Below are 24,671 nucleotides of genomic sequence, written 5' to 3'. Positions count from 1 at the left end.
CCATCGCGAGGGAACACGGACGGTACGTCCGCACCCGGCAACAGTCCAGCGCTTCTGTGTCAGCTCAGCGCAGAACGGTTTGCTAGTCTGCCGCCCCATCACGCCGCCAGGCCCAGCAGATCGAGCAGATCCGCGGTCACGACCCGGTAGGCGTTGCCGAGCCTCAGCACCTTGCACGGGTACTCGCCCCGCTTCGCCAGCTCGTACCCCTTGCTCCGCCCGAGCCCCAGAGCGCGGTTGCCTGTTTCCAGGTCAACCGACACAGGGAGGGCAAGCAGCTCATCCCGGCTCATCCCCTTCGAGCCCGTCATCCGTCCGGCCGTCGCGTCTTCGCGCATACAGCGCGCCCCTTTCAGTACAGCCCTCGGCGAACGTGACCGTCACGTCCGGCTCCAGGCATCTACCTACCAGGATGGCCAAGCTAATGTGTCTCCATGACACAACGCAGTGTGGATGCTGATGAGGACGACGTCCCGGAGTGGGCGGACCGGGTCCAGGCCAACGTCGCCGGCGAAGTCCGGCGGAGAAGAAAGGAGATGGGGTGGAGCGCACAGGACTTGGCGGACCAGTGCGAGCAGCTCGGGCATCCCATCCCTCGCAACGTCATCGCCAACATGGAGTCCGGTCGCCGGGCCAGCCTTCCCCTGGTGGACGTCATGGTCCTGGCCGCCGCCCTGGAGACGTACCCGGTCTGCCTGATCTTCCCGGTCGGCTACGTCGAGAGGACCCAGGAGCTCCCCTTCCAGGGCCTCGTGCCCACCTGGGACGCCCTGCGGCGCTTCACCGGCGACGAGGACATGCCCTTGTACGACGCGGGGCTGGTCCCCGACTTCGAAGCGCACGCCAGTCTCGTACGGACCGCCCTGGCCGCCCTCGAAGAGGAAGAACGGGCAAGGTTCGCAGTCAAGACGGCGACCAACCGCGCCCAGCAGGAAGAAGCCGAGCGCAGGCGGACCAAGTACGCCGACGAGGCCACCTCCGCCAAGTACAACCTCCGCTACCTCCGCCGCGACATCCGCGACGAAGGCGCCACCCCACCCCACCTGCCACCCGCCCTGGGCGACGTCGACCCACCCGAACCCAGCCCCAACACCACCCCGGAGGAACGCCTTTGAAGGGATCCACCCACCGCCGCTGCTACTGCCGTGACCCCAAGACCGGCAAACCGCTCGGCAAGAACTGCCCCAAGCTCTCCAGCCGCAAGCACGGCTCGTACTCGATACGCCAGGAACTCCCGCCGACCGAAGACGGCGCCCGCCGCTCCTTCAGCCGCGCCGGCTACGAGTCCCTCAAGGCCGCGCAGACGGACCTCGACCACGTCCGTTCCCTGCTGGCGCTGGCAGAGAAGGACGACTCCGACAGCCTCCGGCGCCTCGTCGACATGCTGGAGAAGGTCGCGGTCGAGAAGGCGCCGCTCCCAGCCATCGAGGAGACCCGGCGCCGTCTGAGGGCGGGCCTGGCCCTCCGCGGCAACCTCACCGTCGGCGAGTGGCTGGACCAGTGGTTCGCCGCGAAGAAGCGACGCAAGACCACGCTCAACGCCTACGCCTCCCACATCCGCGTCCACTTGAAGCCGCGCATCGGCCACGTACGCCTCGACCGGCTCAACGTCGGCCACCTGGTGGAGATGTTCGACGCGATAGCCGACGACAACGAGGTGATCTCAGCCGAGAACGAGGCCCGCCGCGAGCAGATCGCCCGCTGCAAGCCGAGCACGCCCGGTCGCCCTGTCGGGGCGGAGCGGAAGCGGCTCGCCCCCGAACGAGCCAAACTGGCAGAGATGAAACCGTTCCGGAAGATCACCGGCCCGGCCACCCGTCAGGCGATCCGCCGCACCCTACGCGCGGCCCTGAACTCCGCGATCGCCCAGCAGCTGATCACCTTCAACCCGGCGTCCCACGTCGAGTTGGAGTCCGGCAGGCGCCCGAAGCCCCTCCTGTGGACCGATGAACGCGTCCGGCGGTGGCGAGAGACCGGTCAGATCCCCGGCCCGGTGATGGTCTGGACCCCGCAGCAGTTCGGCGCCTTCCTCGACGCGGCCGAGGGCGACCGCCTGTACGCGATCCTCCACCTCATGGGCACCCGTGGCCTCCGGCGCGGCGAGGCGGTCGGCCAGGACTGGCACGAGATCGACCTCGACGTTGGCCTCATCACGCCCGCCAAGGAGATCGTGGTCGACGGCTGGGACATCTACGAGTCGGAGCCGAAGACGGACGGCAGCGCGAACACGATCGCGCTCGACAGCACGACCATCTCCGAACTGCGCGACCACAAAGCCCGCCAGGAGAAGGAGCGCGCTCAGTGGGACGATGCCTGGCAGGACACGGGCAAGGTCTTCACCAAGGAGGACGGCTCCTGGCTGCACCCTGGAACCGTCTCCGAGACCTTCCGCCGCATCCTCGCCACAACCGACCTGCCGCCCATCACCCTGCGGGACCTACGCCACGTCACCGCGACGCTCACGCACGGAGGTGGCGGCGACATCCACACGGTGAAGGAGACACTGCGGCACTCCACCATCACGCTGACGTCTGACACGTATACGAGCCTGCTCCCGGAGCTGGACCGTGAGATCGCGGAGAAAGCGGCTGCGTTGGTCCCGCGCCGCCTTCGAAACGGCACCAACTAGGCAGGTTGGGTGCCGGTGGCCGGATCCCACAGCCTGGCCCTACGGTCTTGTGACGCGGAGGCGAGCAGGGTGCGGTCGGCTGGCTCCTTGCGCACGCCTGAGGCAGCAGCCGTTCGCACCTGTTACCGGATGAGCGCAATGCTCTGAACAGTCCGGATGGGGCGCGTATCCTCCGTAGATCGCAGTGTGTGATCAGGGGAGGGGACTCTGATGGCCGTACATGGCACCGCAGACGATGGTGAAGACGACGAAGTGCCCGGCACCGGCAACGAAGTCGAGCCGGTATCGACGAGTCCTGACACGGCAGTGGCCGCCGTCGCAAAGATCATCGATACCAGCAGGATTTACGGCGATCTCTTCCGCCAGCTGCAGGCAGGGCCGGCGTTCCAGGCCGCGAAATGGCTGCAGGGCCAAGACCTGCTGGGTACCAGGAAGCTCCTGGCCGACGTCCAGAAGAACATGTTCCCGAGCGCCCTTACGGGATATGCCGCAGGACTGCGCTCGATGGACCAGCTGGCCGGGAGGGAACATCTCAAGTACCTGAAGGCGACGGCCGCGCTCAGCGAGTCGGCCGTCGGACCGGGCACCTTGTCTGCTTGGCGGACGTCTCTTCAGATCGAGAGCGTCATAGGCGAGATCATCAAGGGCCCCGTCTTCAAAGTACCGATGCCCCCGGTGTGGGCTACGGAGGAGTTCCGCAAGAGCCTCGGTCTCACGGTCCGCCGCCAGGTGTATATGACGGACTGGCTGGCGCGGATGGACTCCGGCCGCGGCCTGCTGTCGGAGATCAGCAGCCGCCCTTTGTCGTTGTACCGGGACTACGTGGGCAGCCTCGGAGACAGTCCGACGCGCTTTGAGCTCGACTCCTCCCTACACACTGGTCTGGGAGTGAACGGGCTGCTGGGAGCAGACGCGCTCAGCTCTGAGACTGTTCTGGACGACGCCGACCTAGAGATGGAAGTCGCCGACCGCGTCGACGATCTACTCTCCCCTCAGCAGGCTGGCCGTCTCGATGTACTGGAAGACCTCCGCAGAGCGCTGACGTCCATCGACACAAAGGTCGTGGAGATGCTTGAGGGCGGGTGGCATGTCATCCGCCAGGCCCCACCGGCTGCTGCCGAGATGGCCGCCCAGTGCGCTGTGGAATCCATCGACAGGGCTATCCGCGCGGCTGCCCCGGACAGCGAGGTTGAGAAGTGGCTGCCCACGTCGGGGCGCCCTGAGAAGGAATGGCGGTCGCCCAACGGCCGGCTCACCCGCGCCGTGCGGATTCGCTACATCATGCGTGGGCACAAGGACGAAGCGAAGATGACGTGCACCCTGGTGGACAACATCATCGCCCTGCAAACGTTGGCAACTGCGCGCGCCCAGGCGATCAAGCACGCTTCGGCAGGCGACTTGTCCATGGCTCGTTGTCTGCTGGGAACAGCAGAGCACATCCTGACGGTGCTGTTCGTCATCGAGAGGGACTAGATCTTGGGCAGGGAGGCTTCTCAACGCGTCGCTGCGAAGCCTCCCACGCGTATCCGCCGAACATCCGCTCACGCATCGCTCACGCAGACCCCCGAAAACGCCGCAGCGCCCGAGCCGACCGAAGTCGACCCGAGCGCTGCGCTGCAGGTCAGAAGGGGTTTCCCCTCCCCCGCATCCGTAGACCCTGTGGGACTCGAACCCACAACCAATGGATTAAAAGTCCACTGCTCTGCCAATTGAGCTAAGGGTCCACGCATCGGTCCACGGGGATCCGGTTGGGGATCCTGTGGCGATGCATCCCCGAGCATAGCCGGACGTGGCCGGGACTCCGATCGGGTATCGGGGGCCCGGCCGCGCCAAAAGCGCACGCGGCTGGGGATCAACAGCGCACAAGGTTACGGATCGACCGATTCGGGCGGGGCCTTGCGGGCCGCTTCGCGGGCGAGGGTGCGTTCGTGGGCGGGGTTGAGGAACCAGTGGCGGGCCGAGGCCAGCCACCAGGTCGTGGCGAAGCCGAGGACGACGAGGACGGCGACCGGGGCGTAGTTGAAGGTTTCCCAGGTGACCGGGGAGACCTGGGGGAGCATGAAGAGGATCGTGATGGCGACCACCCAGAGGACCGAGACGATGCCGATCGGGCGGGACCAGCGGCCCAGGTGCCAGGGGCCGCGTTCGAAGGCCTCGCCCTTGCGGATCCGCAGCAGGGTGGGGATGACGTACGCGATGTAGAGGCCGATGACGGCGATGGAGGTCACCGCCGCGTACGCCGTGACGTTGATCAGGTACGGCAGGCCGAGGACCAGGGCGCCCAGTGCGGCCAGCCAGACCGCCGCGACCGGCGTCCGTGTGCGCGGGTTCACGGTGTGCCAGAGGTGCGAGAAGGGCAGCGCGCCGTCGCGGGAAAAGGCGTAGATCATGCGGGAGTTGGCCGTGACCGACGCCATACCGCAGAACAGCTGCGCGCCGATCACCACGAGCAGGAGCAGTTTGCCGCTGGTCGCGCCCAGCGCGTCGAGCAGGATCTGGGCCGGCGGCACCCCCGTCGGCGACCCGAGGGCACCGTCGTACGACTGGATCGCGAAGGTGAAGCCGAGGAGGAGTACGAAGCCGGCTATCCACGAGGTCCAGATCGAGCGGACGATTCCCTTGGGGCCGGCCGTCGACGCGTCGTGTGTCTCCTCCGTCATGTGGGCGGAGGCGTCGTAGCCGGTGAAGGTGTACTGCGCCATCAGCAGGCCGAGGGCGACGACGTACACGCCGCTGCCCCAGCCCGTGTTGTTCACGAACTCCGTGAACACGAAGGAGGCGGACTGGTGTTCGTCCGGTACGAAGGTCAGCGCGCCGACGATGACCACCACGCCCAGCACGTGCCACCACACGCTGACGTTGTTGAGAAGGCCGACGATGCGGACCCCGAAGGTGTTCAACAGGCCGTGCAGGACCAGGATTCCGGCGAAGAGGAGCACGGTGCGGCCGGGGGTGACCTCGAAGTCGAACTGGAGGTTCAGGTAGGCGCCCAGGAAGGACGCCGCGCCGAAGTCGATGCCGGCGGTCACCGCCACCTGGCCGAGGACGTTGAACCAGCCCGTGAACCAGGCCCAGGCGGCGGCCGTACGGGGCGGGGCGAGGCGGTGGGCCCAGAAGTACAGGCCCGCGGACGTCGGGTACGCCGAACAGATCTCGGCCATCGCGAGGCCGACGAACAGCGTCATCAGGCCGACGGCGACCCAGCCCCAGGTGATCACGGCGGGGCCGCCGGTGTTCATGCCGAACAGATACAGCGTCAGGCAGCCCGACAGGACCGAGATGATCGTGAAGGAGACCGCGTAGTTGGAGAACGCCGACATGCGGCGGGCGAGAACCTGCGTGTAGCCGAGCTGGGCAAGCCGTTCTTCGTCCGAAAGCCCACTCGCTCCGGCGTCACGCGCGGATTGCGCGGAGTTTGTCATGCCCCCAGCGATTCCCTCGCTGGGGGCGCGACATGCGTCATACCGTGGCCGAAAACTGCGCCTAGAAGATCCCCTTGTAGCCCTGCCAGCCGGTGGCGATCTTCACGCGCGCGGCGAACGAGCCCTTACCTGTGCCGTTCTGGCGGTACAGGTTGCCCGCGGTGTCGCGTGCGACGAGGTCGGCCTTGCCGTCGCCGGTGATGTCACCGACCCCGACGACCGCGTTGTAGGAAGCGCCCCAGTTGGCGGAGACCTTCACGCGGGCGGCGAAGGTGCCGTTGCCCTTGCCGTAGTAGCGGTACAGGTTGTTGGACTTGTCCTGGGCGATCAGGTCGCCGATGCCGTCGCCGTTCAGGTCACCGGCGCCCACGACCTTCTTGTACGTCTTCCAGTTGTCGTACAGCTTCACGCGGGCGGACAGCTTGCCCGTGCTGGTGCCCTTGTAGAGGTAGACCGCGCCGGTGGCCGTGTTGCGGGCGATCAGGTCGGGGCGGCCGTCCTTGGTGACGTCGCCGGGCGAGGTCAGTACGTCGTACTGGTTCCAGCCGCTGGTCCCGAACGTCGTGTACGACGTCGACGGCTTCAGCGCCGCACCGCAGCCCGGCTTGTACAGGCGCAGGGCCCCGCTGCTCAGCCGTACCAGGACGTCGTTGCAGCGGTCGCCGCTCAGGTCGCCGAACGGCACCGCCTTGACGCTCGTCGCCCAGCCCGTGCCGGTGACCTTCCCGGAGAACGTGCCCTTGCCCGTGCCCTGCTGGAAGGTCAGGCCGCCCGAGGAGTTGAGGGTGAGCAGGTCACCGACGGCGTCACCACCGAGATGGTCGTGGAGCACCGGACTGCCCTTCTCCAGCCTTACGGAGCCCTTTACCTCCAGCGGCCCGCCGACCCCGTCCGCGGGCGAGACGGACAGCGTCCAGTCGTACTTGCCGTTCGGCAGGAACACGTCCCCGCCCACCGTCGGGTCGTCGCCGGCCCACCCGACGGTCAGCTCGCCGCGCGCCGCGCCGCCGTCCTGGGTGTCGACGATCTTGCCGGTCGTGGGGTTCCGCACCGTCAGCCGCCAGCTCGCGGACGGCTTCGAGAGCAGCACGGTGGTCAGCGTGTCCCGCGTCGTGTCGATCTCGTGCACCTCGACGGACGACGCGTTCTGCGCCGGACCGAGCAGCCGCAGCGGCTGTTGCGGCACCCCGGACGGCACGAGGTGCACCTGCTCCTGGTCGTCGACGTACGCGGCGTTCGCCCCGGACTCGTCCACGGTCCAGCGCACATCGCGCTGTGAGACGCCGGTGTCGGGCAGGTCGGCGATGACCCGGCTCGCCGGCGTCCCGTCGGTGACCGTGGTGAGCGTCAGCTTCCCGGCCTGCTTGTCGTGCGTGACGACGTACCCGTCGCCGAGCTTCGCCTCGCCCGTCGGCACGGGCACGGACTTCTTCGCCGTACGGTCGTAGACGCCCGCCCTGCCGTCGCAGGTCCAGTAGAGATAGCGGCCGAGCGCCTGGAGCTCGGTGGGAGCGCACCCGGCGTCGGTGGTGACGGTCTCGGTGGTCTTCTTCGTCGTCAGGTCGTACGCGGTGACGGTGCCGGGGGTCGTGCCGGCTGTCCAGAGAATGTCGCCGGAGAGGGCTGCGGCGCCTGGGGTGCGGGTGATGGCCGGGGTGTCGCTGCCACCGATCTTGTAGACGTTCTGCCGGGTCGCGGTCGTGTGGATCACGTATTGGCCGGACACGTCGGTGATCTGCCCGCCGGCAGGGACATCGAGCTCCCAGAATCCGTACTGGGCAGGCCCGTTGACCTGGAGACGGTCGTATGCGGCCGAGTACTGCGACAGCCAGACGGCACGGTTGTCCGCGGTGCCGTAGACCCGGCAACCGCCCTCCGCCGAGGGACAGTCGTACAGCACCAGGTCGGTCCCGTCGTACGAGGAGCGCGCACCGACCTGGGGCGTGCCGGTCGCGGTGACGGTCCGGACATAGGTGTCCCGGTACCCGGCCCAGCTCTCGTCGGCGACCAGGAGCCGCCCCTGGTCCAGCGCGAGACCTTGAATCTTGTACGCCGGTTTCGGCAGCGCCTTGATCTGCGTGACGACGGGCGTGCCGTCCTCGTCGGCGTGGATGCGCTGGATGCCCCAGTCGTCGACGTCGGCGCTGGTACGGCCGATGACGACGGCGTTGCCGGACGGTGAGGCGGATATGCCGTCGTTGGAGGAGGTGAGCAGGGTGATCGGGTCGCCGCCCTTGATCGGAACGGCGGTCACCTTGACGCCGCCGGCGGGCCGGTGGACGAGCCAGTCGCCGACCACCGAGAGGTCGTCGGCGGGGTACACGCCGTCGGTACCGTCCAGGGTCACCTCGACGGGGGCTGCCGAGAGGTCGGCACGGGAGTAGACGTACACCTTCGAGGCGGACCGGCCCCCGTACTGGACCAGGTAGTCGGGCGACAGCTCGGTGTAGGCAGTGCCGCTGGGCCGGGTCTGGGTCCAGCTCTGGACCTGGCCGGTCTGCGGGTCGATGGCCACCGAGCGGATGGTTCCGTCGACCGCGCCGTTGAAGATGAGCCCCGTGGCGTCACCACGCAACGGGGCTCCGAGCTTGAGCTCCGCGGGGATGCCCGAGACGACCACGTCACGGGTGGTCCCATCGGGGCCCGCGCTCAACAGGTGGTTGACCCGCGTGGTGGTCCCGTCCTCGGCGGTGACCGTCTCGAAGGTGACGACGATGTCGCCGTAGGCCCCGGACCAAACGCTGTGCCCCTCGGGGATCTGCAGGGTACTCATCGTTCCGTCGACGGCGTTCCACAGGTCGACGTGACCGTCCTGGTAACGGAACGCCGCGACGTCACTGCCCGTCCCGTCGTCGATGGCCAGACCCGTGGAAGCCGCAGGCACCTCGAAGGACTTGCCGTCCGAGTACCGCGTCCACACCAGCCGGAAGGGGTCGTAGAGCCGGTGGAAGACGCCCTGGCTGCCCGCCCCGTCCCCGCCGTAGGTCTCGTCGGAGTTGAAGAGGCTCGCCCGCGTATAGCCGCTCTGGAGCGTCGCCGGTACCACCGTCTCCTGCGCCGCGTCCGTCGCCGAAGCGACCGGCAGCAACGGGCTCAACCCGCCCGCGAGCACCGCGGATGCCGCCACGACGACGGCGACGCGTCTGACGCGCGCGTGACGTACGAAGGCATGACGAATCAAGGCGAACCCTCCCCAGAAGCCACGAGAGGAAGCGGGCCCCGCATCAGATGTCCCCGGCCCCGGCCGTCGCATCCCCCTCAGAAGTCCGCTGATCTTACAGCCAGTTCGAAAGCACTGGGGAGAGCGTTTTCCAAGCGGCCGCACGACAGAGCGCCGTGGCCCACCCGGAACGGGGGACCACGGCGCTCTGTCCAGATGCTTACTGCCCGGCGTCAGCCGTTGCGCTTCCAGCGCGGCTTGTCGTCGCGGCGGCCGAAGGAACCGGTGGCGGTGCCGGTGCCGGTGCCGCCGCGGTGGTCGTCGCGACGGCCGGTCGGGCGGTCGGGGCCGCCGGAGCGGAAGCCGCCGGTGGGACGGTCGCCCTGACGGTCACGGTTGAAGGGACGGTCGCTGCCACGGTGGGTGGACGGACGCTCGTCACGACGGTCGCGGTTGAAGCCACCGGAGCTGCCCGAGCCGGCCGAACCACCCGACGGACGCTCGTCGCGACGGAAGCCGCCGGAGTTACCCGAGGGACGCTCGTCACGACGGTCACGGTTGAACCCACCCGAGTTACCCGAAGGGCGGTCGTCGCGACGGAAGCCGCCCGAGTTGCCCGAGGGACGCTCGTCACGACGCTCGAAGGAACGGCCACCGCGGTCGTCACGACGGTCACGGTTGAAGCCGCCGGAGCTGCCCGAGCCACCGGACGGACGGTCGTCACGACGGAAGCCGCCGGAGGGACGGTCGTCACGGCGGTCGTCGCGACGGAAGCCGCCCGAGTTGCCCGAGGGACGGTCGTCACGGCGGAAGCCACCACGGTCACCGCCACGGTCACGGTTGAAGCCGCCCGAGTTGCCCGAGGGACGCTCGCGGCGGTCGTAGTTGCCACGGTCGTCACGGCGCGGACGCTCCTCGCGCACCGGCGCCGCGGCGACTGCCGCCTGCTCCGCCACCGCGGCCTCGGCAGCGGCTGCCTCCACCACGAGGGCGGCCTCGGCCAGCGCGGCCTCGGGGTCGTCGCCCCGCTCGCGCGCGGCACGGGCCACCAGGCGGTCGGCCTCGCCACGCAGCTCGACGGCACGACGCTGCGCGCGCTCCAGCTCCTTCGTGAGGCTCGTGACCTCACGCTCGGCCTGCTGCGCCGCGTTGCCCGCGGACTCGGCCTGGACCTCGGTCATCGAGCGGGCGCCGGTGATCTCGGCGACCTCGGGCTCGAAGGCCGTACCGGAGTTGATGATGTGACGCGAGGCGTCGACGCCCGCGTCCTCCATCAGCCGGAAGATCTGGCGGCGCTGGTGCGGCAGCGAGAGGGATACGACGGTGCCGCTGCGCCCCGCGCGGGCCGTACGGCCGGAGCGGTGCAGGTAGTCCTTGTGGTCGCCGGCCGGGTCCACGTTCAGGACCAGGTCGATGCCGTCGACGTGGATACCGCGGGCGGCGACGTCGGTCGCGACGAGCGCGTTGACGTGGCCCTTCTTGAAGTCCTCGAGTACGCGGGTACGTGCACCCTGCGTCATGCCGCCGTGCAGCGCGTCGGCCTTCACGCCGGACTCGCAGAGCTGCTCGGCGATGCGGTCGGCGCCCAGCTGGGTGCGGACGAAGATGATCGTGCGGCCCTTGCGGGAGGCGATCGCGGAGGTGACCGGCGCCTTGTCCTTGGGCTTCACGATGAGGATGTGGTGCGTCATGGTCGTGACGTTGCCCTGGGCGCTGTCGACCTCGTGCGTGACCGGGTTGCTCAGGTAGCGCTTGACCAGCGTGGAGATCTCGTTCTCCATCGTGGCCGAGAACAGCATGCGCTGGCCGCCGCCCGGGATCTGGTCGAGCAGCTCGGTGACCTCGGGCAGGAAGCCCAGGTCGGACATCTGGTCGGCCTCGTCGAGTACGGCGACCTGGACGTTCTCGAGCGAGCAGGCGCCGCGGTTGATGAGGTCGCGCAGCCGGCCCGGGGTGGCGACGAGGACGTCGACGCCGCGCTCCAGGGCGTACATCTGGTTGCTCATGGACGTACCGCCGCAGACGACCTTCATCTTCAGGCCGAGTACGTCGCCGTACGGCTGAAGCGCGTCCGCGACCTGCATCGCGAGCTCACGCGTCGGCGTGAGGATGATGCCGCGGGGCTTCTTCTTGTCGGTGTGGCCGCCGGACAGCGACGCCAGCAGCGGGAGACCGAAGGAGAGGGTCTTGCCGGAGCCGGTGCGGCCGCGGCCGAGGATGTCCTTGCCGGCCAGGGCGTCCGGGATGGTCGCGGCCTGGATCGGGAAGGGGGCGGTCACGCCGTTCTGCGCGAGCTTGCGGACGATTCCGTCGGGGAGACCGAGGGAGCCGAAGGTGATCGCGGGGGTCTCGGAGGAGTCGGCTGAGTCGGCGGAGTCGGCGGAGTCGGCGGAGTCGGCGGAGTCGAGCGTCTCGGTCTTCTCGGGAGCGGACTCGACGGGAGCGGACTCGACGGTCGTCGTGGCCGTCTCGGCCACCTCGACGATCAGGGTGCCCTCGGTGTCGGCCTGGTCGTTCTCGTTGTTCTCGGGCACGACGACGTGATCAGTACTGGAAACAGACATGCGAAATGCGAACCTTCCGGAGTTCTACGGCACGCGCCCAAACTCCGTGAAGTCGCAATCGACCGCCTCTATGCGGTCCGGCCACGGCAAGGGAGAGTACGCGCCACGCGGCGCTCTCTTCATCGGCGCCAGGCAATTGGTATCAAACGATCTACTACCATACTCACCCCTGCCCCCTGAAGGCAAACCGACCCCGTAAGCGCAGGTCAGGGGCGTCACGCAGGCCGTCCGCGCCGGCTACACCGGCTCCCCCGCCCGAGGCGCCGGCTCCCGTTCCATCAGCTGCGTGACCTGCTCGTGGGCCGACGACGACGGCTCCGCCGTACTCGGCTCGACCACCGGCGGCGTCGACGCCGGGGGCGGGGGCGGCTCCGGCGTCGGCTCCGCCGTCGTACGCGTAGGAGTCGGCTCCCCCTTGGTCGGCGCGGGCTCCACGGGCTTGCCCGGCCCGTCCTTCGCCGTGGCCCTCGCGGACGGCTTCGCGCCCGCGGACGCCGACGCGGACGGCGACGCCGACCCCGACGCGGACTCACCGGGCTTCGGCGAACCACCGTCCCCCTTGGCCCCCTTCGCCCCATGGAAGCCGGTGCCGCCTCCGCTCACCGCGGCGCCCCCGTCGGGCGCCTCACCGCCCTGCTGCCCCGCCGAATGCGAGGGCGCGGGCCGGTCCTCGTCGTCACCCACGCTCATACAGCCGGCTGCCGCGGCGACGGCCATGACCGTGGCGGCCAGACGGACGGGTACGTACAGGGCGCGCACGGGCAGCCACCTCCGATTGGGGTCTCCCCTGTTCGAACGAAGCCGAGAACTCGGGGAAGGTTCGGGGAGTCCCCCTGCCCAACTCCCGCCGCCCACAAGAAGACACGCGCGGCATACGAACGACCTGCCGTCACATGTCCTCGCTACAGGCGTCGCGTGTTCCCGCTACAGCCGTCGCGTGTCCCTGCTACAGCCACCACACGTCTCCGCCTACAGCCACCACATGTCTGCGCCTGCAGCCGCCGCATGTCTCCGCGTACAAGCGCGCTGTCCCTGACAATGGGCTTGTGCTGGAGATGACGCGCGAAACCTTCGAAGAGCTCGTGAGCCAGGCCCTCGACCAGATCCCGCCCGAACTCACCCGGGTGATGGACAACGTCGCCGTGTTCGTCGAGGACGAACCCCCAGCCGGCGACCCCGAACTGCTGGGCCTCTACGAGGGCACCCCGCTCACGGACCGCGGCGAGTGGTACGCGGGCGTACTCCCCGACCGCATCTCGATCTACATGGGCCCCACCCTGCGGATGTGCGGGACCTCGGACGAGGTCGTGCACGAGGTCGCCGTGACCGTGATCCACGAGATCGCCCACCATTTCGGCATCGACGACGAGCGGCTGCACGAGCTGGGCTGGGGCTGAGCCCGGGACCGGCCGGGGCGGGCCCGTCCCCGACGTACGAGAACGGCGGAAGAGCCGCGCACCTCCTCGTACAGCCGCGCACCTCCTCGTACAAGAGTCCGGACGCCCCGGCATACCCGCCCCCACACTTGGGCATACGCGACCAATGGCCCGCGTCCCCGCTGCCGTGACCACCGCCCTGCACCGCATACGAAAGCTACGAAGGACACGAAGCACACTGAGGACACTGAGTACACGAAGGACACTGAAGAACCGCATCCGCCGTTCGCGGACGGTCCCCCGCGTCCTCGCACTCACCCGCCGCTACCGCGCCCGCCGCCCCCACCCGGTGACCGAACTCGTCCACCAGCCCCACCCGTACGCCCGTGTCCTGGGCCTCATGACCGTCGTGCTGTTCGGCGCCTGGCTGGGGCTGCTGATCGTGGGGAACGTACGCGTGCCGGTCGGCCCCATGGACACCACCATGACGCTGCGGCCCTCGCTCGACGGCGGGACGAAGATCAACGTGGCCCCGCTCGGCGCACTGGAGCTGCGCAGTCACCAGGCCCCGCTGCGCCTTGACGTGGACGTGGACCGGCTCGACCCGGTGCGCTCGCAGGCGCTGGTCGATCACCCGGAGCGGATTTCCGGGCTCCAGGACGAGGTCGCGCGGGATGTGGAACACGGCACACTCGACCTGGCCGTACGGTCCTGCGTGGCCGTCGTGTCCGGGGCCACGGCGCTCGGCCTCGCGGTCTACCGCCGGCCGCGTCGCGCCCTCGCGGCGGGCGGCCTGGCCCTGAGCCTCCTCGCCGCCTGCGGAGGGACGGCCTTCGCCACCTGGAACCCCAACTCGGTCCTGGAGCCGAAGTTCTCCGGGCTCCTCTCCTCCGCCCCCTCCCTCGTCGGCAACGCCCGCAGCATCGTCAGCGAATTCGACGTCTACCAGAAGGAGTTGGCGCGCCTGGTCACGAACGTGACGAAGCTGTACGACGTCACGTCCACGCTCCCGGGATACGAGCCGGATCCGACCACGATCCGGGTCCTGCACGTCTCCGACATCCATCTCAATCCCGCGAGCTGGAAGATCGTCGCGTCGCTCGTGGAGCAGTACGACATCAATGTGATCGTCGACTCCGGCGACACGATGGATCACGGTACGGCGGCCGAGAACGGCTTCCTGGACCCGATCGCGGACCTGGGAGCGCCCTACGTCTGGGTCCGGGGCAACCACGACTCCCTCATCACCCAGCGCTACCTCGAAAAGATCAAGAACGTGCGCGTCCTGGACAGGGGTCGGGCGGTCACGGTCGCGGGCCTGCGTTTCGCGGGCATCGGCGACCCGTCGTTCACCCCCGACCGGGCGGTCGATCCGGGGGGCGAGCAGGCGCAGCAACTGGCGGGCGCGCAGCTGGCGTCGGTGCTGCGCGACCAGCGGGTGGCGGGCACACCCGTCGACATCGCCGTCGCCCACGAACCGGACGCCGCCCGCCAGACGGACGGCGAGGTGCCGCTGGTCCTGGCGGGCCATCTGCACCACCAGGAGATGGAGGTCATGAAGGGCGGAACACGGCTGCGCATCGAGGGCTCGACGGGTGGCAGCGGCCTGCGCGCCCTGGAGGGCAAGTACCCCGACCCCATCGAGGCCTCCGTCCTCTACCTCGACCGGGACACCCGCCGCCTCCAGGCCTGGGACGAGATCAAGCTCGGCGGACTTGGTCTGACGACGGCGGAGGTCAGCCGTCATCTCCCCGAGGAGAACAAACCCGGCGCCGCCCCGCAGTCCCCCACACCGTCTTCCACACCCTCCGCGGAAGGCTCGTCACCCACTCCGTCCGAGGAAGGCTTGACCCCCACCCCTTCCGGGAGCACCCCCTGAAACCGTTTTGGCGATACCTCCCGCCATCCCATATGCTGCTCACGCCCCCGACGCGCTGCAAAGCGCCCAGGCGGCCCGATAGCCCCCATCGTCTAGCGGCCTAGGACGCTGCCCTTTCAAGGCGGTAGCACGGGTTCGAATCCCGTTGGGGGCACCAGCCAGTCCTGTCTCGACTCTCAGGCTCTCGATCGAGTTCGAGGCGTTCTTCTTGTTCGAGACGTTCTTCTGGCATCCGGCTCGTTTGTCGCGCTCATGCCGCGGTCGAGGACTTTTTTCTGCTCCGTGTCGGTCGGCTTTCTGTTTCGTGTCGGCCCGCCTTCTACTCCGTGTCGACCGGCTTTCCGCTCCGTGGCGGTCGGTGAAGCGAGTGTGCACATTCAGCGCCGCTGGGACCTGACCGCGAGACGCTCCCCTTCTCAGCCCTCTCCCTTGCCTCTCTCCTTGACCTCGGTGAACCTTCCGTCGCGCTCATCCGTCGTGCCTGCGCAGGCGATCACTGGATCGTCGATCCGACGCAAGCCTGACTGGAGAGGCATGCTGTATGCGCATCCGGGTACTTCTTTTCGCTTTCTTACTGCTCATTGTCGGTGTGTCAGGCACAGCCGCGGTGGTCCAGGCACGTTCCGACGGCTCCGACGAGAGCTTCGCCAAGGCGGGTGCCGCCGCTGAGCACACCGTCACCCTGCAGAACCAGACGGACAGCCGCATCTGGGTCGGCGCCACGGTCAACGCCGACGGCTCGACCCCGCTCGCCGGGCTCCCGACGCTGGACCCGGGCCAGTCCGCCACCATCACCATCCCCGAGCGCTCGGGCGCCGGACACTGGCGCGGCAAGTTCTTCGCCCGCCAGGGGTGCAGCGGTGAGGAAGGCAGTACGTTCCACTGTGCCGTCGGCGACTGCGGACCGTTCGCCGACCGCTGCTCCGTCGGCGAACAGCCCGCCAGCCTGGCCGAGTTCAACTTCGACACGGCCGACGCGTTGGCACCCTGGTACAACGTCAGCTACGTCAACGCCGTCTCGGTGCCCATCACCATCACTCCCGACGGCGTGGCGCCACCCCAGAACGGCGGCGAGTGCGCCGAGATGGGCTGCCCCGGCGATCTGCTGTCCGTCTGCCCACCGGAGAACCTGACCAAGGAGCAGGGCACGAACAAGCCGCTGGTGTGCGTAAACCCGAACCGGGACGCGAAGACCGCCTACAGCGACGCGATCAACAAGCAGTGCCCCAAGGCGTACGCATGGTCCAAGCAGGACGCCGAGGCGGGCAACCAGACCGTGCGTCAGTGCAGCAAGTGCAGCGGCCTGACCGTCGCCTTCCACGGCACCGCCACCGCCGGCGCCGGAAATCCCAACCCCGTCCCCACCGTCGTCGAGCGCAAGAACGACAACAACCAGTCCGCCGCGCCCCACAAGGGCGTCGCCCTGAATCCCTTCCCCGGTACAGCCCAGGCGCTGACCGACTCCGGCTCGACCTGGTACCACAACTGGGCCTCCACCAGCGGTGAGGTCGGCAAGCCGGCCGGTACTGAGTTCGTCCCGACGATCTGGGGCCCGGGCTCGGTCACCGACGCCGAACTGGGCAACGCAGCCCGGGAGGGCAAGAACCTGCTCGGCTTCAACGAGCCGGACTCGCCCACCCAGGCCAACCTCAGCCCCGAGCAGGCGCTGGACCTGTGGCCACGGCTACAAAGCACCGGCCTGCGCATGGGCGCCCCGGCAGTCGCCACCGGCGCCGACGTCCCCGGCGGCTGGCTGGACCGCTTCATGCAGGGAGCCGCCCAACGCGGACTGCGCGTCGACTTCATCCCCGTGCACTGGTACGGCGCCGACTTCGGCCCCGCGGCCGCCGGTCAACTGTCCGACTATCTCAAGCGCGTCCACGACCGCTACCAGAAGTCGATCTGGCTGACGGAGTACGCCCTCATCGACTGGTCCCAGGGCGCTCCCCGCTACCCCAGTGAGCAGGAGCAGGCAGCCTTCATCCAGTCATCGACAACCATGCTGGACGGCCTGGACTTCGTAGAGCGCTACTCATGGTTCGCCCTGTCCACCCAGACCAGCCCGACCGGCCTCTACAACGGCACGTCCGCGAACGCCAGCGGCAACGCTTATCGTGCCGCGCACTGAGGCGTGGGTGTCGCTCGTCGGGGGTTCTTGACGGGTAGGCATCAGCAGGTAATCGGGCGGGCCGCACCGGAAAGAACGGTGCGGCCCGTGTCGTTGGTGGCGGTGGCGGTGCTTGAGAAGACGCGGTTGCGACGACCGCTGCGCGGAACGTACGAGGCGGTAGGGCCCTACTTGCGGCCGCCGCCGCGCCCCATACCGCCGCCGCGCTGCTGCGGTGGCGTCTGGACGGCGGGCATGACGTACGGCGCCTTGTCCTGCCCGCCATGCTGTGACCCAAGGGTGATGTCGGGAAGCAGGATCACGATATGGGCCGCAACCGGGTTCTGCCGACCGGGCTCGCTCACCGAGCTGGAGGGATCCGGCGACGGGCTGTTCTGTTCTCTTGACTGCCTCATCTGGTCGCTCCGTTGCTGGAACCTGGTGAGTTGGTCCAGGAACCTCATGGACGACGGGTCCAGGAGGGGACGTGATTCGGCGGCGTCGCTCAGAGAACTCGTATCCGACAGCGAGTCGTTGTCCGACGTCTGTGACTTGGTCGTACTGTCGGACGCCTGTGCCTCACGGCTGAAGCGTTGTGCGGCGGATGGGGTCGGCACCGCTCTCTCTACGAACGGGGTCATCGACATCTCAGGAGGCCGCTGACTCTTCGAGGAGGGCCTGTCGGCCAGACCTTTCAGTTGCTCAGCCAACGGCAATCGCTTTTCCAGGTACGCCTGCTGGTACTTGGGGTTGTTGTCGATCAACTTCCACATCGCCGTCGCGACCTCGCGGACACCTTCCGGCGAACGACCCTGCAGCGCCTGTAGCGCCTCCGAAGGCGGCTTCTGCTGCGGCTGGGAACGCGGTGTGTCACGCTGCGCCTGTTCCTCGCCCGCCCGCGGATTCGACTCGCCGTTGCCCTGCTCAGCCGAGGACGACTCACCTGTATCGGACCGCCGGAACAGTGCCTTCAGGGCGTTCCACAATTTGCGCCAGCGGGAGTTTTCCTTGAGTTGCTCGCTGGAACTCTCCCTGAGCGACTCATCTATCAGGGTCTGGGCGAGTTCATTGGGGTCGTCGTACTTGGCGCCCGGGGGCGGCTTGCTCAGACGGTTCCGGTCACGAGAAGAACCATCGCGTCGGCGGGAGTCCCTGATTTGCTCGTCGAGCAGGGCCTTCGCCAGCACCGTGTGGTCGTCGTACTTGCCGCCCGGGGGCTGCTTCCTCAAGCGGTTCGGCCGAGGAGGCGGGCTGGTACCGGCCATGACGCCCCTCTTTCAAGTCGGAGATGCTGCAAGGGGACAACGCGGTGCCTGGGCGAACGGTTCAACACCCGCTGCCGGAGTGCTCCGCGTCAATGGTTCCCTTCGTTTCGCCGAGGACGAGGACGAGGACGGGGACGATGGCGATGGCGATGGCGATGGTGGCGGAGAACAGAAGTTGAACCGTTTGGGTCTTCAGCACGTTTCGGGTTGCGACTCGTCGCGTTTCAATCGGGGGGCACGACGAAGCCACAACTGGAGGTCCTTCTGATGAGCGGTGCCCGCGGGTCCGCGGCGACGGATGTGATCCGTCTCGCGGCGATGACCGCGGCGATGACCCTCGTGGGCCGCGGATTCGGGAGCGGGATCGGATTCGGGCGCAAGATCGGGATCGGATACGGGATCGGGATCGGGGGATGACATACCCGGCGTCACCCCCCGGTCGTGGGATTCGTTTCCCGGCCGGCGGCGGGGTCCGGCCGTGTGCCGGGCGGACCGTCGGGGGCGTCTTCGTCGAGGCTGCCGACTCTCCGCCGCATCTCCTGGGCGTCCGGGTGGTCGAACTCCTCGAAGATCGCCAGTGCCTGCTTCCAGGTGGTGCGGGCCGACTCGAGCCGTCCAGCCGCCAGATAGACCTCGCCGACATGGCCGAGAGTATGGCCCTCCCCCCAGCGGTTGCCGACGTCACGATGCGTCTCCAGGGCCCGGCGGTAGTGCTCCAGCGCCTCGTCGTCGTGCTGGAGACGGCGATGGACCGTCCCGAGGATGTCGAGCGTGACGCCTTCGACCCAGCGGTTGCCGATGGTACGGAGGACGCTCAGCGCCTGCTCCAGGCAGTCGATGGCCTCGTCGAACCGGTCGACCCGCTGGTAGGCGTCACCCAGGTTGGCCAGCACGATCCCCTCCGACCAGGCATTTCCGATGACCCGGTCGACAGCCAGCGCCCGGCGCGTGTACTCGATGGCCTTGTCGATCCGGCCGCTCTGAAGGTAGGCGTTGCCCAGGTTGCCGAGGCACTGTGCTCTGCCGTGCGCGTCCCCGAGCTCCCGCCACCGGGCCATCGCCTGCCGGAGATGGTCGATGGCCTCGTCGAACCGGTACATCTGCGCCAGGGCGGCGGCCACGTCCACGAGGCTCCAGGCCTCGCCCCTGCGGTCGCGGGTGGAGCGGGCCGCGTCGAGGCCCGTCAGGGCGGCGTCGAGCCAGTCGTGCAGATGACTGCGGAGATAGAAGAACCCCCACAGGGCGCCGGTCAGTCGCCACGCGATGCCCGGCCGGCCGGAGGTCGCGGCCTGGTGCACGGCGGCGACGAGATGGGTCCGCTCGGCCTCGCACCAGTTCAGGGCCTGCTCGTGAGTCGTGAATGCCAGAGGCTGGCAGGCGGGGGGCAAGGGCTCGAGCGGGACCCGTCTGCGATGCGGGGTGAGGAACGGGTAGGCGGCGTCCGCGGTGTGCAGGTACCAGGACAGGAGCCGCTCCACGGCCCCGTCCCGCTCCTGCCGTGTCTCCTCGGCATGGACGCGTTCACCGGCGTACACGCGCAGCAGGTCGTGAAGGGTGTAGCGGCCGAGTTGGTGCTCGGCCAGCAGGTGGGCGCGGGTGAGCTCGACGAGCAGGCCGCGGGTCTCACGGAGCGGGAGTCCTGCGAGGGCGGCCGCGGCGGGCGCGGTGATGTCGGGCCCGGAGTGCAGGCCGAGCAGGCGGAACAGTCGGGCGGACTGGGTGGACAGAGCCTCGTACGACCAGGAGAAGACAGCTCGTACGTCGCTGGTGAGGTCGCCCCCGGCGAAGGCGTCGAGGCTGCCGTGGCTGTCGCGCAGTTCCGTGGCGACGGCGCTGAGCGGGAAACCGGGGTTGGTGGCGGCGCGGGCGGCGACGATGGCCAGGGCGAGCGGCAGCCGGGCGCAGTGTGCGATGAGTTCGTGTGCCGCTTGGGGTTCGGCAGCCAGCCGTCCCGCGCCGAGGCGGTTGGCCAGGAAGTCGTGGGCCTCGGCGGGCGCCAGCGGGTTCAGCGTCAGTGGAAGCGCACCGTCGTTGACGACCAGGCCGCTGAGCTGGTTGCGGCTGGTGACGATGACCAGGCAGCCGGGGGTGCCGGGCAGCAGGGGGCGGACCTGATCGGTGTCCTGGGCGTTGTCGAGAAGGATCAGTATCCGGCGGCCGGCGAGCAGGCTGCGGTACAGCGCCGCCTGGGCGTCGAGACCCGCGGGCATCCGGTGCGGGGGGACACCGAGCGCGTCGAGGAAGGTGCGGATGGCCTCGCTCGGCGGCACGATCGTGCCGGTCGGGTCGAAACCGCGCAGGTTGATGAAGAGCTGTCCGTCGGGGAAACGGTGGGCGATCCGGTGGGCCAGGTGCACCGCCAGGGTGGTCTTGCCGATGCCGGCCATGCCGCCGATCGCGCTGATCAACACTGTGGGCGGGTAGTTCCCGTCGTCGGGCAACAGGTCCTGGGCCCGCTCCAGTTCGGCGCGGCGGCCGGTGAAGGTGGCCAGGTCGGCGGGCAGTTGGGAGGGTCCTGCCGGGGACACGGAGGGCAAGACGGCCGGGGCCGCCGGCGGATCGGCCCCCTTCGCCGATGGCGAGAGCTCCAGGGACGAGTCGGCCGCCAGGATGCGCTCGTGCAACTCCCGCAGGGCCGCGCCGGGTTCGATGCCCAGTTCGGCCACCAGGGTGCGCCGGGTCCTGCGGTAGGCGGCGAGTGCGTCGGCCTGCCGACCGGACCGGTACAACGCCAGCATGAGCATCCGGCACAGCTGCTCCCGCAGCGGGTGCTCGCCGATCAGGGCGGTCAGCTCGGCGATCACGTCACCGTGGCGTCCGAGTCGTACGTCGAGATCGAGGCGGTTCTCCAGTATGTTCAGCCGCTCCTCGTGCAGCCGGGAGCGTTCGGCCTCGGCCAGCGGACCGGGGAGTCCGGCCAGCGGTGTGCCCTCCCACTCGTCGAGCGCGGAGTGCAGCAGGTCCGCCGCGGCAGGCACCTCGCCCGCGGCACGCAACCGCTTCGCCTCGGCGACCCGGCGCTCGAACACCCCGAGGTCCAGGGCGTCTTCCGGGACGTGGGCCAGATATCCGTCCGCGGCCGAGATGACCACCTGGGGGGAGTCGCCCGCGTCCCGCGCGGGCTCCAGCACCTTGCGCAGCCGCGACACATAGGTGCGTAGGACGGACACGGCCGCGGTCGGCGGCTCCTCGCCCCAGACGGCGTCGACGAGTTCGCCGACCGTGACGGGACGCCCGCGCCGCAGCAGCAACGCCCCCAGCACGGCCCGTTGTTGTGGTGAACCGAGGTCCAGTTCCTGGTCACCGCGCCATGCCCTGATCGGCCCCAGCACAGCGAATCGAATGGAATCAGTTAAGCGTCCAGGGTGCTCGTAAGCTGTGTTCACACCTTGAACGATGGGACCAGATGGCCTCGGGGTTCCGCTGTTGCACGGAACCTGCCCTTCCGTTACATGTAACAGGCCCTTAAATACAGGCAGTTGATGCCCTGTCGTGCTGGTGGGGAGGTCCCTGAGGGAACGCCAGGGGCCTTAAGGGCACGAAGGTCTGCCCGGAAGTACTGGCTGGGGCGGCTGTGTTGGCTCTGCCTGGCCTGCAGGCCGTGCCGGCCCGTCGTCCGCATTGCCGAACACCGCCGAACGCGCTGCCGCGAGGAAGACCATGGGCGCTGCCATCGGCGTCGCCGCCCCCACGACGGTCTGAACGGGCACACGGTTCACCGCTGTTCGCGGAACGAGGGAGCGGACTCCGCTTCCGGATCCACGCCCGTCAGGGAACGGAGTTGAACTGTTTCCCTCCGGAGCCCGTTGCGGGGTGAGGGGGTCGCTGTGTCGCCCGGTCTGTGGCCGCTCGCGGGCCGCGGCGGCCCCTACCGAAGCCGCGCGGACACCACGCAAGGGAAGGGGTGGGCATGAGCCTGGGCGAAGAAGACGACGAGCCGAACCGGGGGGCCGGGCCCTTCGCATCCGGGGAGCCCATGGCCCCCGGCCTGCAAGGTCCCGCAGGGAATACGTCAGGGCCGTCCATCATCCCGGTGATCGTCTCCGCTGACGGTTCCGCCTCCATCGACGGCATTCCCGTGCCCGTGATGGGAGGCGAGTCGGTCGACGTCGCGATCCTCGACACGCTTCACGGATACGCCCGCAACCGCAACTCCACCGTAAGAGCGGCGATTTCCGACCCGTCCGCGGGATACGTCGCCATCGTCGAGGTCGCACCCGACGGCTCCAGCAAACTGGTCGAACAACGCCAGGAAGACTCCGCCGAGGACGCCGGGTTCGACCCGTCGGTGGGACTCGCCGGGTCCGTCGCGCCGATGGAGTCCGTGGGGAACGCCGGCCCGACCGGTCGGCCGCCCAGGTTCGAACAGCCGCTGGAGCAGCCCGACTTTTCCGACATCGACGACGACGATGACTCTGACGATGCCGATGCCGATGCCGACGATGGCTACGACATTGCTCACGACGATGACGCTGACGAAGAAGACGCGGTGGCCGTGGTGCCGGAGCGGGCGAGGCCGAGGATCTCAGCCCCCGCTCTCAGCGTCCCGAACCTCGGCCTGAGCAACGTCCGGAAGAAAATCCTCCGCCAGTCCGACGACGAATACGAACCGCCCGCCTTCCTCAAACGCCCCCTGGGCATAGGGGTGGCGGGCGTCGTCGCGGCGGCGGTCGTCATCGTTCCGCTGATCATGCTCGGCAGCAGCTCAGGGAGCGATGGCGCGAGCGGTCAGGGCCAGAACCAGGCGGCCGAGTCGTCCACCGTCAAGGACAAGACACCCCCAACTCCGCTCGAACTGACGCCGAGTTACTCGCCCTCCCCCAGCCCCTCCCTGTCCCCCTCGCCATCCCGCTCCCCCTCGCCTTCGGCCTCCCCCTCGGTGTCCGCCTCACCAAAGGCGAAAACGAAACCGAAGGCGACCTCCAAGCCGACGACGAAGGCCAAGCCGAAGGCGACCCCCAAAGCCAAAGCCAAAGCCAAAGCCACGCCCGTTCCCGGTATCCCCACCGGCAGGGTGCTGCTCAAGAACAAGAAGTACGGCTTCTGCCTCGATCTTCCGGGCGAAGGCTCGGTCGGGGTGGACACCCGGGTCCAGGACTACCGCTGCAAACCATCGGGCGACAACCAGGACTGGGTCCTGGACCTGGTCTCCAAGGGCGGCGGCACCGGCGGAGCCAACCTCTACCTGATCCGCAACGTCAGCTCCAACCTCTGCCTGGACCTGCCGAACTACGGCACCGTCCTGGCGCAGACCCCGGTCAGCGTGTACCACTGCCGCCCCGGCCGCGAGACGGACAACCAGCTCTGGTGGTTCCAGAAGCGCCCCAACGGCACCTACTGGATCCGCAATCAGAAGAGCGGCGACATGTGCCTCGACGTGGCCCGCACGAACAAGACGGCCGAGACCACCAGCGCCACGGTCTACCCGTGCAATGCCCGCGACGACCACGAGTGGAGCTTCCCGAAGAGCTGAGGGAGCCGGCCGGGCGGCGGGCAAGGACGAGCGGATGTGCGCGTAGGGCGCACGTCCGCTCGGTTCCTTGGGCGGGCTGGTTGCCCGCGATGCCTCTGTCAGGCCTGCGGAGGCGCTCCGGGCGGCGGGCCGAACGGGTCCTTGGCGTCGACGGGAGGGACCTCCTTCGCCCGGTGGGCACCGGGCTTGCACCCGGCGAACGGGCCCATCGGATCCCGCAGGGAGTTCATCACAGACGGCAGGTGGTCACGGTGCCAGTTCGCGGGCCCGGTCATCCCGGAGCCCGGACCGGTCAGATCCGCCCAGGCGAGCCACAGTCCGTGGAGTTGGGCGACCGCTTCGGGGTGTTCCCACCAGCGCGAGCACCAAGGGGCCGAGGAGGTGACTTCCCTGCCGTAGACAGGCAGGAGTACGTGGTGGGTCCACAAGGTCAACTGCCTTAGCGTCTGGGCGTATTCGGGCCCCTGGAGGTACAGGATGAACTGCGGCGGAGCGGGGGGCGGAGGGGTGGCGCTGTCCGACCCCCCGCCCACGGGCGGCCCGTCGCCGTTCCCTTTCCTGACCCCCTGTCCGGTGTCCCTCGGGTTGCCGGTCTGCCCGGCGGGGCCGACACCTGGGTTTACGTCGCCGGGGACCTCGGACGTTTCAGTAGTCATGGCAGGCCTGTCTTTCCTAGCGGCTTTGATTCGGTTGCCGTGAGGAGGAAACGTGCCTGCGCCTGATGCGGTTCACATGTGGTATTGAACCGTTCGCCCCGCCGGCCCGTTGTCGGCCGTATCGGCATCTCCGGCCCACG

17 protein-coding genes and 2 tRNA genes are annotated in these 24,671 nt (G+C 68.8%); 9 read left to right on the top strand and 10 right to left on the bottom strand.

Annotation, left to right across the window (positions count from 1 at the left end):
- Positions 1-98: 98 nt before the first annotated feature.
- Complete coding sequence (locus tag AB0N66_RS33000) at positions 99-338, bottom strand: hypothetical protein (protein WP_365441936.1); 240 nt, start codon at positions 336-338, stop codon at positions 99-101.
- Positions 339-434: 96 nt separating this feature from the next.
- Between AB0N66_RS33000 and AB0N66_RS32995 the strand changes: the two genes are divergently transcribed.
- The 3 genes from AB0N66_RS32995 (at position 435) to AB0N66_RS32985 (ending at position 4,102) form a co-directional block, all read left to right on the top strand.
- The gene (locus AB0N66_RS32995) at positions 435-1,115 is read left to right on the top strand and encodes a helix-turn-helix transcriptional regulator (protein WP_365441934.1); all 681 of its coding nucleotides are present in this window, start codon (positions 435-437) and stop codon (positions 1,113-1,115) included.
- Positions 1,112-2,629: a site-specific integrase gene (locus tag AB0N66_RS32990; protein ID WP_365441932.1), complete on the top strand. Its 1,518-nt coding sequence runs from the start codon at positions 1,112-1,114 to the stop codon at positions 2,627-2,629. The genes AB0N66_RS32995 and AB0N66_RS32990 overlap by 4 nt, the downstream gene beginning before the upstream one ends.
- 210 nt (positions 2,630-2,839) lie before the next feature.
- Complete coding sequence (locus AB0N66_RS32985) at positions 2,840-4,102, top strand: hypothetical protein (RefSeq protein ID WP_365441930.1); 1,263 nt, start codon at positions 2,840-2,842, stop codon at positions 4,100-4,102.
- 178 nt (positions 4,103-4,280) lie between these two features.
- Here AB0N66_RS32985 and AB0N66_RS32980 read toward each other — a convergent pair.
- From AB0N66_RS32980 to AB0N66_RS32960, 5 genes are all read right to left on the bottom strand, one after another.
- Positions 4,281-4,353: transfer RNA gene (locus AB0N66_RS32980), tRNA-Lys, on the bottom strand.
- A gap of 144 nt (positions 4,354-4,497) precedes the next feature.
- Positions 4,498-6,051, bottom strand: coding sequence for an amino acid permease (locus AB0N66_RS32975; protein ID WP_365441928.1), 1,554 nt, complete (start codon positions 6,049-6,051; stop codon positions 4,498-4,500).
- Positions 6,052-6,112: 61 nt separating this feature from the next.
- Positions 6,113-9,232, bottom strand: coding sequence for a VCBS repeat-containing protein (locus tag AB0N66_RS32970; RefSeq protein ID WP_365441926.1), 3,120 nt, complete (start codon positions 9,230-9,232; stop codon positions 6,113-6,115).
- 212 nt (positions 9,233-9,444) lie between these two features.
- On the bottom strand, positions 9,445-11,775 hold the full coding sequence (locus AB0N66_RS32965) for a DEAD/DEAH box helicase (RefSeq protein ID WP_365441924.1): 2,331 nt from the start codon (positions 11,773-11,775) through the stop codon (positions 9,445-9,447).
- Between the two features lie 237 nt (positions 11,776-12,012).
- Positions 12,013-12,534 (bottom strand): hypothetical protein, encoded by a 522-nt coding sequence (locus AB0N66_RS32960; RefSeq protein ID WP_365441922.1) that lies wholly within the window; start codon positions 12,532-12,534, stop codon positions 12,013-12,015.
- A 287-nt stretch (positions 12,535-12,821) separates the two neighbouring features.
- Between AB0N66_RS32960 and AB0N66_RS32955 the strand changes: the two genes are divergently transcribed.
- The 4 genes from AB0N66_RS32955 (at position 12,822) to AB0N66_RS32940 (ending at position 17,158) form a co-directional block, all read left to right on the top strand.
- Entirely contained in the window at positions 12,822-13,172 is a 351-nt protein-coding gene (locus tag AB0N66_RS32955; protein ID WP_365441920.1) for a metallopeptidase family protein, read from the top strand.
- Positions 13,173-13,317: 145 nt separating this feature from the next.
- Positions 13,318-15,030, top strand: a complete 1,713-nt coding sequence (locus AB0N66_RS32950) for a metallophosphoesterase (RefSeq protein WP_365441918.1) — start codon at positions 13,318-13,320, stop codon at positions 15,028-15,030.
- An 81-nt stretch (positions 15,031-15,111) separates the two neighbouring features.
- Positions 15,112-15,187, top strand: a tRNA-Glu gene (locus AB0N66_RS32945).
- A 432-nt stretch (positions 15,188-15,619) separates the two neighbouring features.
- Positions 15,620-17,158 carry a glycosyl hydrolase gene (locus AB0N66_RS32940; protein WP_365441916.1) on the top strand — a complete coding sequence of 513 codons (1,539 nt, stop codon included), beginning with the start codon at positions 15,620-15,622 and terminating at the stop codon, positions 17,156-17,158.
- A gap of 167 nt (positions 17,159-17,325) precedes the next feature.
- On the opposite strand, the gene AB0N66_RS32935 is transcribed toward AB0N66_RS32940, so the two are convergent.
- Positions 17,326-18,324: a hypothetical protein gene (locus tag AB0N66_RS32935; RefSeq protein WP_365441914.1), complete on the bottom strand. Its 999-nt coding sequence runs from the start codon at positions 18,322-18,324 to the stop codon at positions 17,326-17,328.
- 139 nt (positions 18,325-18,463) lie between these two features.
- On the bottom strand, positions 18,464-18,601 hold the full coding sequence (locus AB0N66_RS32930) for a hypothetical protein (protein ID WP_365441912.1): 138 nt from the start codon (positions 18,599-18,601) through the stop codon (positions 18,464-18,466).
- A 68-nt stretch (positions 18,602-18,669) separates the two neighbouring features.
- On the opposite strand from AB0N66_RS32930, the gene AB0N66_RS32925 reads away from it, so the two are divergent.
- Positions 18,670-18,819 carry a hypothetical protein gene (locus tag AB0N66_RS32925; protein ID WP_365441910.1) on the top strand — a complete coding sequence of 50 codons (150 nt, stop codon included), beginning with the start codon at positions 18,670-18,672 and terminating at the stop codon, positions 18,817-18,819.
- A gap of 11 nt (positions 18,820-18,830) precedes the next feature.
- Here AB0N66_RS32925 and AB0N66_RS32920 read toward each other — a convergent pair whose 3' ends face one another.
- Positions 18,831-21,734, bottom strand: coding sequence for a BTAD domain-containing putative transcriptional regulator (locus tag AB0N66_RS32920; protein ID WP_365441908.1), 2,904 nt, complete (start codon positions 21,732-21,734; stop codon positions 18,831-18,833).
- A gap of 578 nt (positions 21,735-22,312) precedes the next feature.
- On the opposite strand from AB0N66_RS32920, the gene AB0N66_RS32915 reads away from it, so the two are divergent.
- Positions 22,313-23,875 carry an RICIN domain-containing protein gene (locus AB0N66_RS32915; RefSeq protein WP_365441906.1) on the top strand — a complete coding sequence of 521 codons (1,563 nt, stop codon included), beginning with the start codon at positions 22,313-22,315 and terminating at the stop codon, positions 23,873-23,875.
- A 98-nt stretch (positions 23,876-23,973) separates the two neighbouring features.
- On the opposite strand, the gene AB0N66_RS32910 is transcribed toward AB0N66_RS32915, so the two are convergent.
- On the bottom strand, positions 23,974-24,408 hold the full coding sequence (locus AB0N66_RS32910) for a DUF4913 domain-containing protein (protein WP_365442000.1): 435 nt from the start codon (positions 24,406-24,408) through the stop codon (positions 23,974-23,976).
- Positions 24,409-24,671: the final 263 nt, after the last annotated feature.

The sequence above is a fragment of the Streptomyces sp. NPDC093544 genome, assembly GCF_040683495.1.
GTDB lineage: Bacteria > Actinomycetota > Actinomycetes > Streptomycetales > Streptomycetaceae > Streptomyces.
Note: the sequence above shows the minus strand (reverse complement) of the source record. Positions and strands in the feature narration are given on the sequence as shown.

Bases quoted from the DNA above. Each gene is read 5' to 3' on its own strand.
- AB0N66_RS32915 (WP_365441906.1), top strand. From the start codon at position 22,313: ATGAGCCTGGGCGAAGAAGACGACGAGCCGAACCGGGGGGCCGGGCCC.
- AB0N66_RS32995 (WP_365441934.1), top strand. From the start codon at position 435: ATGACACAACGCAGTGTGGATGCTGATGAGGACGACGTCCCGGAGTGG.
- AB0N66_RS32950 (WP_365441918.1), top strand. From the start codon at position 13,318: ATGGCCCGCGTCCCCGCTGCCGTGACCACCGCCCTGCACCGCATACGA.
- AB0N66_RS32925 (WP_365441910.1), top strand. From the start codon at position 18,670: ATGAGCGGTGCCCGCGGGTCCGCGGCGACGGATGTGATCCGTCTCGCG.
- AB0N66_RS32985 (WP_365441930.1), top strand. From the start codon at position 2,840: ATGGCCGTACATGGCACCGCAGACGATGGTGAAGACGACGAAGTGCCC.
- AB0N66_RS32975 (WP_365441928.1), bottom strand. From the start codon at position 6,051: ATGACAAACTCCGCGCAATCCGCGCGTGACGCCGGAGCGAGTGGGCTT.
- AB0N66_RS33000 (WP_365441936.1), bottom strand. From the start codon at position 338: ATGCGCGAAGACGCGACGGCCGGACGGATGACGGGCTCGAAGGGGATG.
- AB0N66_RS32965 (WP_365441924.1), bottom strand. From the start codon at position 11,775: ATGTCTGTTTCCAGTACTGATCACGTCGTCGTGCCCGAGAACAACGAG.